Origin of the sequence: Algibacter luteus, from assembly GCF_030344935.1 — a bacterium.
Taxonomy (GTDB): Bacteria; Bacteroidota; Bacteroidia; order Flavobacteriales; family Flavobacteriaceae; genus Arenitalea; species Arenitalea lutea.
Genome location: NZ_CP128313.1, coordinates 2,781,291 through 2,793,599, shown reverse-complemented (window position 1 = coordinate 2,793,599; position 12,309 = coordinate 2,781,291). Strand labels below are relative to the sequence as shown.

Below are 12,309 nucleotides of genomic sequence, written 5' to 3'. Positions count from 1 at the left end.
ACAAATGTAAAATTTATTTCTTGACTACGATATCAATCCTATTTTACTATATATGGTCATTGAATACTATGAGACTATTTATTCCAGAGTTTCCAATTTATCAACGCTCCAAGCTTCAGGTCTAATACTAAAAAGCGGTTTTATTTTACTCCATACTCTTTTAAAGAGTTCAGATTTTCTGTAGTTTTCTAATGCTTCTTCAGATTCCCAATGGCTATAAGTAAAAAATATGGTTGGGTCTTTTTTATCGCGATATAATTCTAAAAATTGGCAACCTTCAAAACCTCTAATTTGAGATTTGGTATTTTCAAAATTTTCAAGGAATACCTCAATATTTTGTTTGTAATACCCCATTTTCACTATTCTTACTAGCATATATTTTTATTAAATTAATAATCGGCAGCTTTGGTTATATTTTCAGGAATTTCAATACCTTTTGGTAACACAGGTTCTGGTATAAAGTTAACACTAACGGTATCCATTAAGCCTAAACCTAAAAGCGTTGAGGCACTACCAACCGTTGCACTATTACTCTTATAAACGGCAATTTCTAAAAAATCTCCCGAATTAAAAACAACAAGTTTTCTACCTTCATCGTTTCGTTTATTTTCAGGAATTTCGAAGTTTACAATATCACTGTATTTATTATAAATTTTCTTAAATGTATAGTTTCGTGCCGAAATTTCAAACTTACGTCCCTTCTGTACCGTTTCAAAAAAACCACGTTTTATATTGGTAACTACATTGCCGTAGTTATCAATGTATATGATGCTTCCTATGATCTGTGTTTTGTCATCATTTACATAAGGCACAATGTTTTTAATAGGCTTAATTTCAGAAATCGATTTACCTATAACTTCTAAAGTGCCACCACGTGCAATATGGCAAGCCACTTTAACAAATACATCCAATACCGGAAAACTGGTTTGAATCTTATCGTGTATATTTATTTCAACAATTTTTTCTGGTGCTATTTCAGAACAAATCATACTCATAATACCATTGTTAGCGCAAATAAAATAGTGCTCGTCTAACTTAATGGCAATATGTTTATTTTCAGGATTTATCTCAGAATCTATTCCAATAATATGGATGCTACCTTTCGGGAAACTTTTATATGCATTTTGAATTATGTAAGCCGCTTCTGGAATATTAAACGGCGAAACTGAATGCGAGATATCAACAATTTTAACATCGGGTAGCTCACTGTAAATAGCGCCTTTTGTAGCGCCAGCAAAGTAATCTTTTTCACCAAAATCGGTTGTTAATGTTATAATTGCCATGGGCAAATTGTTGATATGTTTTTAATGTTAACTCACCCAAAATTATGTATTTTTGAGTTTCACAAGATTGTATTACAAAACTAATAAATCATTTCATCTAAGTAAACATTATTTCAATATATTATAATTGTAAATCTTTAAACTAATAACACGCTTTTGAACGAAATTATTATCGAACTAGAAGAAATATCACCAAAAGAATTTTTTGGTCCTCAAAACACTAACATTGAACTTCTTAAAAAGTACTTCCCCAAATTAAAAATTGTTGCTCGCGGAAATAAACTAAAAGCTTTTGGCGATGAAGATTTATTGGAAGAATTCGACCGCCGTATTTCAATGCTATTAAAGCATTTTGCAAAGTATAACAAATTGGATGAAAACGTTATAGAGCGCGTTTTAACAAGCCAAAGTAGCGACGACTATACAACATCAAAGCAAAGCGGAGAGGTTATTGTTCATGGCGTTGGCGGAAAACTAATAAAAGCACAAACGGCAAACCAGCGCAAACTGGTAGAAAGTATGCGTAAAAACGATATGGTTTTTGCTATCGGTCCTGCAGGAACAGGTAAAACCTATACCGGTGTTGCATTGGCGGTTCAAGCCTTAAAAAATAAAGAAGTAAAACGTATTATTTTAACACGTCCGGCGGTAGAGGCAGGAGAAAATCTTGGGTTTTTACCTGGCGATTTAAAAGAAAAACTAGACCCATACATGCAACCGCTTTACGATGCGCTGCGCGATATGATAGCACCAGAAAAACTGGCTCATTACATTGAGAATGGTACCATTCAAATTGCACCATTGGCCTTTATGCGTGGGCGTACGCTCGATAACGCTTTCGTAATTTTAGACGAAGGACAAAACACCACACACGCCCAAATGAAAATGTTTTTAACGCGTATGGGTAAAAATGCAAAGTTCCTTTTAACTGGCGATCCAGGACAAATAGATTTACCGCGTCGCACCATTTCAGGGCTTAAAGAAGCGCTATTAATTTTAAAAAATGTAGAAGGCGTTGGCATGATTTTTCTAGACGATAAAGATGTCATCCGTCACAAACTCGTTAAAAAAGTTATTGCCGCTTATAAAAATATAGAAAACACAGAGTGATTTTTTTTGAAGCTAATTCCAGCTTTCGGCAGTCGCTCTCTGCGAGGAGCTCCAACAAATGCCTCAATCTGGGCTAGGGCTTTTTAGAAAAGTTTAAAACAAATAATAAAATAGGCCTATAGCAAAATGCTGGAAGCCAAAAGCAGTACTAATGAGTAACACTATAATCGACACCAATTTTAATTTTCCAGGACAAAAAAGCGTCTACAAAGGAAAAGTAAGAGAAGTATATAATATAAATGACCAAGAATTAATCATGATTGCCACAGACCGTCTGTCTGCGTTCGATGTGGTTATGCCAAAAGGCATTCCGTATAAAGGGCAAATACTCAATCAAATTGCTACTAAAATGATGGCAGCTACGCAAGATTTAGTGCCAAATTGGTTAACAGCAACACCAGACCCCAATGTAGCAGTAGGGCATTTGTGTGAGCCTTTTAAAGTAGAAATGGTTATTCGGGGGTACATGTCTGGACACGCTGCGCGAGAGTATAAAGCAGGAAAACGAATGCTTTGTGGTGTACCTATGCCAGAAGGTATGAAAGAAAACGATAAGTTTCCAGAGCCCATCATCACACCTGCCACCAAAGCAGAAATGGGAGACCATGATGAAGATATTTCTCGTGAAGATATTCTAAAACGTGGTATCGTCTCAGAAGAAGATTATGTAGTACTTGAAGATTATACTAGAAAGTTATTTCAACGCGGGTCTGAAATTGCAGCATCTCGTGGCTTAATATTAGTAGATACCAAATATGAATTTGGAAAAACCAAAGAGGGTAAAATTGTTTTAATTGATGAAATTCATACACCAGATTCGTCGCGTTATTTTTATGCCAATGGTTATCAAGAGCGTCAAGATAAAGGCGAAGCACAAAAACAACTATCTAAAGAGTTTGTTCGTCAATGGTTAATTGCTAATAACTTTCAAGGTTTAGAAGGGCAAATCGTTCCTTTTATGAGTGATGAGTATATTGAATCTGTTTCAGAACGCTATATTGAATTATACGAAAACATTACAGGAGAAACCTTTGTTAAGGCAGATGTTAGTAACATCCAAAAGCGCATTGAAGCTAATGTTTTGGCTTATTTAAAATAGAAACATCTAGCTAGAGTAAAAAAAAGACTTTGTATAAACAAGGTCTTTTTAGTTTTCAATCATAAAATCTTCATTAAATCCAAGGGGTGCTCTAGTATGTATTTAGCACCAGTATTTTTTAATTCGTCTTTGCTTCTAAATCCCCATAAAACACCAACAGCATACATATTAGCGTTAGTTGCCGTTTGCATGTCAATACCTGTATCGCCTATACAAATGATTTCTTCGGGTTTAATGTTTAAGTTTTTGCTTATCTCAATTGCCTTTATTGGATTTGGTTTTTTATGAGCTTCAAGACTTAATCCATGAATAGAATCAAAATAACCTGGAAATATTTTTTGCACAATTTTCTTAGTAAACTCATCTGCTTTATTAGATAGAACACTAAGTTTTAATTGACGTGCTTTTAATTGATCAAGCAATTCGATGATACCTTCGTAAGGCTTTGTTTTATTGGTACATTGGCTGCGATAGATATGCATCATATCATCAAAACTCCTGTTAATTTGTGCTTCATCGCGCTGGTTTTCTGGTAAGGCTTTTACAACGAGACTTCTTATACCGCTGCCAATAAAATTCTCGAAAGCTTCGTAACTATGTGTTGGGTAATTGTAATTGCGAAGCACCTCATTCATCGAATCACCTAAATCTTCAATTGAGTTTACAAGTGTTCCATCTAAATCGAATATAACGGCTTTAAAATTCATAAGTATTAAAAAAGTAAGTCTTAATAATTCATTTTAACAACTCTATCATTCAAAGGTTGTTCGTTTCTGTAATTATTAATGGGCATATTATTTCGCAGTTTTAAAACTTCTTCAACCGATAAAATAATAGGCTCTTTAAATACAATCCAATTAACACCTTCAGTACATGGTGGCGTGGTTAATGAGCCACCATACGAGTAATAATGTTTGTCTTCAAGAAATAGGCTCGATAAATCAATTTTTTGATGGATGTCTTTAACAGCGCCATTTTCAAGTGGTAAAAAACTCTCGAAAAATTCAAAAAGCTGACTTTCTTCGCCTTCTTCACCCAAAATACCTAAAACGGTAATACTTCCAGATTTACTAACATGCACCAGATGCATCTCTATGGGATATATAACACCGTTTATTTTATGTTCTGAGGGTTCGTGAAAATGGATTTGTTTTAAGTAAAATGTTTCGTTTTTATAGGTTATAGAATCGCCAGATTCAAAATCAAATTGAATGGAATGTCCGTTATTTTCAACCTTGCTAATAAGTGTTGTAGGTGTATATAAAATGTCTAATTTTCCTTTTGCGGGAATGGAGTCTGCATTGATATTAATGATGTTTATGGGTGATTGGTGCTTACCATCACAATCAGAGTTTTTTTCAATTTCTATCCAATGTTCAGGAGAAGTTTCACCAGAATAACTCCATTGGTGTTTGTGCTTACTATCGGCTGCTAGGGTTAATTTAGGCTCATGCTTACATGATACAAAAGCTAATAAAGTGGTACAAATAATAAGACTAAGTTTCGTGTTCATAATTTAGTGTTTTGATAAAACTGAAGCTACAAAATTACTAATATCATGTGCCTAAAAGCTTACATTTGTCATGTTTTGAAATTTTTTTACCAAATAGAGATTTTTTTCAGCGTCTTTGACCAGAAAACTGCATAGCCTCCCCTTTGCCAAATCCATAACTAATACCAAATGTTACAAAACGCCCGCGTTGCCTGCTATTAAATAAATAGAAATCGGATTGAGAGGTGATGGTTTCATTGATTCTTGTTGCAAAAACGTCGCGAATACTTAGGTTTAATATAACTTTTCCTTTGAGTATTTTTTTTCTCAATCCAAAGTCAGCAAAATAGTTTTCTGAGATATTGCTTTGCAAAGTTTTAAATTTAGAATTATAATTCCCTGATATTTCTAAATCAAATTGCGAGGGTAGTTTGAACTTGGTAGTTAGACTGGACGACCATTGATTGCCTTTAAAATCGAAACTCGTTGCTTCAAATACACCTTTTCTAGTAAAATAATTAATATTAAAATCACCATTAAAGGAAAACCAATCAGTTGGTGCGTATTTTCCGTTGGCCTCGAAACCTGTTGTGGAATTGGTACCCACATTTTCTGGCCTTGAGGTGCTAACATTATTCTCGAAAGTTGAAATACGATCTACAACATCAATAGTATACCTGTTGTACAAACTAAAATTTAAGGATGCTTTGCCTATTTTATGGATGCTTGTAATTTCATAAGAATCTGTGTATTCTGGCTGCAAATCGGGGTTTCCGGTGGAAATATTAAAGTTGTTTCGGATGTTTGAAAACGGATTTAATTCACGTAAACCTGGTCTTTTAATACGTTTTGAGTACCCAGCTTGTATGGAAAAGTTATCGCTAATTTTAAATGAAGAATGTATGCTAGGGAATAGGTTACTGTAGTTGTTACCGTTACTTTCGTTAGTGGTTTCTAATAAGGTGTTTAAATCGGTATGCTCTAGTCTTAAACCGAGTTTAAGCCCCCAAATATCACCTTCGTAAGCTGCTGTAGTATAAATACCAAGTACTTTTTGATCAAAATCGAAAACATTAGTTAAATCTGGGTTATTTACCCAAATACCATTTTCTAAATTGCTCACCGCAAAATCATTAGAAACACTATTTATAACATATTGCGAGCCAGTTTCAATGGTATATTTCTCTAAAAACGGGTGCGTATAATCCAATTTAAAAGTATAATCTTCTAACTTATAATCGGTTCTTGTTTTTTGTTGAAAATCATCGTCATCTCCCATAATAACAGTGTTCTCAAAATCTGAAAATTGATCTTTACGAAAAGAACTACCTAAAGCACTAAACAATAAGTTTTGGTCATCATGTCTTTTAAAGTTCTTCTTGTATTGTAGTTCATATCGAAGTTTCGGGTTGTCTGCTTCTGTAACTTCATCTCTTATCCAGCTGTTGGTGGTTGCATTAGAAGCGTCGGTTTCAGTAAAATTTGTATTCGAATATTGGTCTTCAAATTCATAAGCATAAGAACCAGATAGCGTAACCACATTTCTATCGTTAATATGATAATCGGTACCAATTAAGATATTTGCAAATTTTTCATCAAATTCACTTTCACCAATACTTCTAATGGTCGTATTATTTATCAAATCTTGATTGATTGATTTACGCTCGTCAGGGAAGGTACGAATACCAAAACCTAATTGACTAAAAAGGTTAAACTTTTCGGTTCTCTTGTTAACACTAAGTCCAAAACTATTGCTATTTGGGACGCCAAAATTTAAGGTTGCCGAACCATTTACACCTCGTTTTTCAGACTTTTTAATGATGATGTTGATGATTCCAGAAGTCCCTTCAGCATCATATTTGGCAGATGGATTGGTAATAACTTCTACTTGTTCAATCATATCTGCAGTAATGCTTCCAAGTGCGTTACCATCGGCACTGGCTAAAACAGATGGTTTCCCGTTAATGAGAATTTGTACACCTTGGCTACCTCTTAAACTAATTTCACCTTCAATATTTACATTTACCGATGGGATGCTGTTCAGCACTTCTAAAGAACTAGCGCCTGTAGAACTCAAATCTAACCCGACATTAAACACACGTTTATCAAGTTTGAATTCGGTTTGAGATTTTTCAGCACGAACCACTATTTCATCTAAAGCTTGACTGTCTTCAGATAGAATTATGGTATTTAAATCGATGGTGTTTTTTATAATTTCAAATTCAGAAATCGTTTTTGTTTTAAAACCCATAAAACTGACTTCAATTAAAAAATTGGTTTCGTTGGTTTTGAGTTGAAATGTACCGTCTTCACCAGAAATAGTGCCAGTTAGGGCTTGATTTGAGTTTTTATTTAAAATTGAAATCGTAGCGTACTCAATGGGTAGTTTATTGTTGCTTTCTAAGACTTTTCCTTTTATAAGAATTGGTGCATTTTGGGCTGATATACAACCGAACGTGAATACTAATAGGAATGTTAAAATAAATTTATGAGACATGTGTAGATGTGGTACAAGTGTTTTACTACAAATATAAGTTTAAAAGCTAAATTATTTTTTCTTTTTGCTTGATTTTGCAAGAGGGTTGAATTTTAAACACAAATCTAACCAATATGATAAATCTTGTTCGTTATCAAAACCATCTGGTGTAACGAAAATGTAGCCTTTCATGGGTCTTCCAGTAAAATCCATAGGCAAACATTCTGGTTTTTTTAATTCGGCTTGATAAACCATTTCGCCTATTCTTGCCATAAGCAAACTATCGCCATATTTTTTATCGATATGGATGCCGCAAAGCATTTTATCGTCCACCTTAAAGCATAAACCACCCATCATTTTTAATTCAGAAAAAAAAATGTGTTTATCCTTTAATTGACGCCTTATTCGGTCTGCTAAAAATTCATCATAAGCCATAAGTTAGTTTTTAAATTTATCAACCATTTTGCGGATCAAATTATAAACAAAATGGTTGGTTTTTGCATAATGAAATGAGATAAAGCAAACCACTATCATAAACAATAGGGCTCCTAGGATGGCAGTTTCAGGTTCTAATGCTTGTTTTAAATACCGCTTTAAACCATAGCCTGTAAAACTTCCATAAAGCAATATAAAATGTATCACATAAATAGATAAAGTTTTTTCGCCTATTCTTGCAATAATGGAGTGTTTTAAAAATTGTTCTAGCATGTAAAAAACACCAAATAGTATTAATACATTGCCTAATCTGGAAAATAGATAATTGTAGTTCGCACTCATTTTAAAAAGTTCAATATTGGTAATGTTGTAAAGTCCGATTAAAAACCAAGACGAGTAAAGCATTAAGAAGATTCCAACAATAAAGAATGTAAAAATAGTAATGAGTTTAAATCGTTCGCGATGCACGTGCCTAAAGAAAACAGTAGATATGAATGCCCCAAATGCTGAATATCCAAACCAAGGTAATATTGTAAAAACAGATCCGTTGGACGTTGTCATGTAATTTGCGATTACATTGGGAATATGATTTAAATTGATGTTGCGATAAAGTGGCTCGGTTACAAAGCAAATGCAACCAATTGTAAATAGTATAACTGAGAAAAGGTAGCTATATTTTTTAAGAATGATATGTAAAACTACTAAAAATATTAAGGATAATCCGATGCACTGTAAAACATCAATAACTAAAAAATAAGAATTAAAATAGCCTGATAACCAATGAAATATATTAACACGTAGGCTGTATCCAATGGCAAGTAAAAGCACCCCTCTAAATAAGCCTTTTTTTATTCTTGGTTTATCATCACCTTTAGCGTAGGCGCGAAGCAATAAATAGGTAAAAACCAAACCTGAAATAGTAAAAAAGGTTGGCGCAGTAATACCTCTGAAATAAGACCAAATGGTAAACGCAATGTCAGACTTGTCTTTATAAACAGGGGCTAACAAGGTGTCTATAAAATGACCTTGGAGCATCATTAAAATAGCAAATGCCCTAACAGCATCTATAAAATATAAGCGACTAGATTGAGCCATAAGTTGGTTTACAAGGATAAATATACTTTTAAATAATTAAAGTAGAACGTTTGTAAAGTGATATATTTATAAAATACTTATAGCTTTTATGGAGCAAATTATAAAGACTTTTTCTGATTATGCCTGGGGATTACCGTTGGTGATTTTATTAATAGGTGGCGGATGTTATCTGCTAATTTTATCAAAGTTTTTGCCTTTTAGATATTTAGGGCATGCCATTCAAGTTTTAAGAGGAAAATATGACGATCCAAATGATCCGGGACAAATTTCTCATTTTAAAGCCTTAACTACAGCCTTATCCTCAACCATCGGTATGGGTAATATTGCAGGAGTTGCAGTAGCAATTTCGGTAGGTGGTCCAGGAGCCATGTTTTGGATGTGGGTTAGCGCTATTGTGGGGATGTCTACAAAGTTTTTTACCTGTAGTTTAGCTGTGATGTATCGTGGCAAAGATAGTGCTGGTGAAATACAAGGCGGACCTATGTATTTTATTGTTGAAGGTTTAGGAAAGTCGTGGAAACCACTAGCAATCATGTTTAGTCTATTTGGAATGATTGGTGCTTTACCAGTTGTAAACGTTAATCAATTAACGCAGGCATTTAACGATATAGTTTTAACTCCAAACGGGGTTGAAGTAGGTTTAAAATCTAATCTCATTTTAGCTTTTGTATTAGTGTCTTTAACGTCGGTTATTATTTTAGGTGGGTTAAATCGAATTAGTCATGCCGCTTCTAAAATGGTGCCTTCCATGGTGCTATTGTATTTTGTTTTAGTGCTTTATATTTTAATTTCGAATTATAGTGTCGTTCCAAAGTATTTTCTTTTGATGTTTACAGATGCATTTTCGGCAAATTATTATGACGGCAATGCATTTATGGGCGGTGTTCTAGGGGCGTTAATTTTATTAGGAATTAGAAGAGGTGCATTTTCTAACGAAGCGGGAATTGGTACTGCTCCTATGGCGCATGGGGCTGCAAAAACCGATGAACCAGTACGTGAAGGTTTAGTCGCCATGTTAGGTCCGGCAATTGATACATTAATTGTTTGCACTTTAACCGCTTTAGCTATTTTAGTTACTGGAGTTTGGGAAACTACAAGCGATAATGGGGTGAGTTTAACAGCTTCGGCTTTCAATCATACTATGCCTGTTTATGGTAAATATATGCTAATGATTTGTGTGTTTATTTTCAGTATATCATCGCTGTTTTCGTATGCTTATTATGGTACTAAATGTCTCTCGTTTATAATTGGAGCAGATAAAAAACATTACTATAACTACATATATATTCTAAGTATTATTCTAGCAGCAACTACACCGTTTAGTGTCATGCTCAATTTAATTGATGGTGTTTTTGCGTTAATGGCTATACCTACCATGGTTGCTACCCTCATATTGGCGCCAAAAGTTGTAAAAGAATCTAAAAGTTACTTCAAAAGGTTAAAAGAGTTCTAGAAAATCAATTATTTTTTTATATTAGATCTCTTTCATTTTGTTTAATTGTTGCTAAATTGATATATTTATGCTAAAATAGTATATATGAAAGTTGATTTATGTCCCAATTGCGGATCAGACCATTATATAAAAAGCGGTGTTATTAATAATAGGCAGCGTTATAAATGTAAAAAATGCAGCTACTTTTTTACTGTTAACAAGATTGGAAAGAAGATTGATGATTATTACGTTAACAAATCACTACAGCTGTATTTAGAGGGTTTGTCTTATCGTGAGATAGAACGCATTTTAGGTATTTCGCATGTAAGTATTATGAATTGGGTTAAGAAATATAATATTAAGAGGCCTTATAATTCAAATTACCACCCAACCTATAAAATATTAAATGCTCCAGAATTAGCGAATTACTTCAGTAAAGTTGAAAATGTTAAAGGTGCTGGCGTTGTAGTTACCGAGCTAGGGGATAAGTTTATGCTCATAAAATGGGAGCGTTTTAAAGATTAATATATTAATTTAACATAAAAATATAGTGCTTTTCAGTTAACGAATTGTTTTTTAGAGTTTAGTAGTGCACACAAAACCAATTAATTACTAACTAAACCATTAAACAATGAAAAAAAAATCGTTTTTACTTCTTTTAGTATTAATGCTGATGGTCCCTTTTTTAGGAAGTAGTCAGGAAGAAACACAGGAAGTAGATCACTCTTACAAACCTATGCAAATTAGGCTAAATGAAGATGGTAGTAAATATTTACGATTTATTACTTGGCATCAAATGTGGTTACAAGCTGGAAGTGAACAAAAAGGATTGAGACATTCAATTAGAAGATCTCGTGTTCTAGCTTTTGCACAAATTTCTCCTAAATTTTTAATTCTCACACATTTCGGACTTAATAGTCTTGGTGCTGGTAACCTAACAGCAAACCCTAATTCTCAAACAGCAAACAACAGAAGTTTACTTTTTTTACATGATGCTTGGGCAGAATTTGCAATAGAACCGGGTAAATTACATGTCGGTACTGGTTTACATTACTGGAATGGTATTTCTAGACTATCTAACCAAAGTACTTTAAACATGATGACGCTGGATAATGCCGGTTCTGGTAATGCCGATGGGAGACTCTTTCCTTGGAATAATATCACAACAAGCGACCAATTTGCTCGTCATTTAGGAGTTTATGCCAAAGGGTCTTTGGGTAATTTTAGTTATAGAGTTGCTGCTAACAATGCAAGAACGAATATAGGTTCGTTGGGTGCTACGCCTTCTTTTCAAGTGAACAACGTTGATGGAGCTGGACTTTGGAATTTTGCTGGATATTTTAAATACGACCTTTTTGATAAAGAATCAGATAAACTTCCCTATCTAGTTGGAACGTATTTAGGGAAAAAGAAAGTATTTAGTATTGGTGCTGGATTCTTCCATCATCCTGATGCATTAGCTGTTGGCGATCTTGAAACTAGAGAATCTGTAACACATTTTGCGATGGATGCTTTTTATGACGCACCTTTAAATGATGATTTAGCTATAAACGCATTAGGAGCTTATTATAATTACAAATATGGAGATACCGACGGATTTAACTCTGGCGGATTAGTGCCGTCTTCTGGAAGTATTTTATATGGACAAGTAGGGATATTATTTAGAAAAGCTAAGCTTATGCCTTATCTGTCTTATAATTCTCAAAATTTAGATTTTACGCCTGATAATAGTAACGAATTGGGTATAGGTCTTAACTATTTTATTAATGGACATTTTGCCAAAATTACGGCGGAATACACCACTGGTTCAAAAGGAGCAATAGGTGCTGAATCTACGAACATTTTTAGACTTCAAACACATATTTTTCTATAATCAACTAATCTAAC

The 12,309-nt window shown here is 33.8% G+C and carries 12 protein-coding genes; 5 read left to right on the top strand and 7 right to left on the bottom strand.

Annotated elements, in window-relative coordinates; genetic code table 11:
- Positions 1-78: 78 nt before the first annotated feature.
- Together O5O44_RS11690 and O5O44_RS11685 are read right to left on the bottom strand one after the other, a co-directional pair.
- Positions 79-375, bottom strand: a complete 297-nt coding sequence (locus O5O44_RS11690) for a putative quinol monooxygenase (protein WP_289194514.1) — start codon at positions 373-375, stop codon at positions 79-81.
- 14 nt (positions 376-389) lie between these two features.
- Positions 390-1,283 carry an SAM hydrolase/SAM-dependent halogenase family protein gene (locus tag O5O44_RS11685; protein WP_019387245.1) on the bottom strand — a complete coding sequence of 298 codons (894 nt, stop codon included), beginning with the start codon at positions 1,281-1,283 and terminating at the stop codon, positions 390-392.
- 156 nt (positions 1,284-1,439) lie between these two features.
- Here O5O44_RS11685 and O5O44_RS11680 point away from each other — a divergent pair, with 156 nt between their 5' ends.
- Both O5O44_RS11680 and O5O44_RS11675 read left to right on the top strand, forming a co-directional pair.
- Entirely contained in the window at positions 1,440-2,393 is a 954-nt protein-coding gene (locus O5O44_RS11680) for a PhoH family protein (protein ID WP_019387244.1), read from the top strand.
- Positions 2,394-2,544: 151 nt separating this feature from the next.
- On the top strand, positions 2,545-3,492 hold the full coding sequence (locus tag O5O44_RS11675) for a phosphoribosylaminoimidazolesuccinocarboxamide synthase (RefSeq protein ID WP_289194513.1): 948 nt from the start codon (positions 2,545-2,547) through the stop codon (positions 3,490-3,492).
- A 59-nt stretch (positions 3,493-3,551) separates the two neighbouring features.
- Here O5O44_RS11675 and O5O44_RS11670 read toward each other — a convergent pair whose 3' ends face one another.
- The 5 genes from O5O44_RS11670 to O5O44_RS11650 form a co-directional block, all read right to left on the bottom strand.
- Positions 3,552-4,199 carry an HAD family hydrolase gene (locus O5O44_RS11670; protein WP_289194512.1) on the bottom strand — a complete coding sequence of 216 codons (648 nt, stop codon included), beginning with the start codon at positions 4,197-4,199 and terminating at the stop codon, positions 3,552-3,554.
- Positions 4,200-4,219: 20 nt separating this feature from the next.
- Positions 4,220-5,005 (bottom strand): carbonic anhydrase, encoded by a 786-nt coding sequence (locus tag O5O44_RS11665; protein WP_289194511.1) that lies wholly within the window; start codon positions 5,003-5,005, stop codon positions 4,220-4,222.
- A gap of 106 nt (positions 5,006-5,111) precedes the next feature.
- The gene (locus tag O5O44_RS11660; RefSeq protein ID WP_289194510.1) at positions 5,112-7,481 is read right to left on the bottom strand and encodes a TonB-dependent receptor; all 2,370 of its coding nucleotides are present in this window, start codon (positions 7,479-7,481) and stop codon (positions 5,112-5,114) included.
- A 51-nt stretch (positions 7,482-7,532) separates the two neighbouring features.
- Entirely contained in the window at positions 7,533-7,895 is a 363-nt protein-coding gene (locus O5O44_RS11655) for a TfoX/Sxy family protein (protein WP_289194509.1), read from the bottom strand.
- A 3-nt stretch (positions 7,896-7,898) separates the two neighbouring features.
- A complete protein-coding gene (locus tag O5O44_RS11650) occupies positions 7,899-8,990 on the bottom strand; it encodes a heparan-alpha-glucosaminide N-acetyltransferase domain-containing protein (protein WP_289194508.1) in 1,092 nt (363 codons plus the stop codon).
- Between the two features lie 88 nt (positions 8,991-9,078).
- Here O5O44_RS11650 and O5O44_RS11645 point away from each other — a divergent pair, with 88 nt between their 5' ends.
- The 3 genes from O5O44_RS11645 to O5O44_RS11635 all read left to right on the top strand — a co-directional run bounded on the left by O5O44_RS11645 (position 9,079) and on the right by O5O44_RS11635 (position 12,295).
- Positions 9,079-10,443, top strand: coding sequence for an alanine/glycine:cation symporter family protein (locus O5O44_RS11645; RefSeq protein WP_289194507.1), 1,365 nt, complete (start codon positions 9,079-9,081; stop codon positions 10,441-10,443).
- Positions 10,444-10,527: 84 nt separating this feature from the next.
- Positions 10,528-10,947, top strand: coding sequence for a transposase-like zinc-binding domain-containing protein (locus O5O44_RS11640; protein ID WP_289194506.1), 420 nt, complete (start codon positions 10,528-10,530; stop codon positions 10,945-10,947).
- Between the two features lie 106 nt (positions 10,948-11,053).
- Entirely contained in the window at positions 11,054-12,295 is a 1,242-nt protein-coding gene (locus O5O44_RS11635; RefSeq protein ID WP_289194505.1) for a hypothetical protein, read from the top strand.
- Positions 12,296-12,309: the final 14 nt, after the last annotated feature.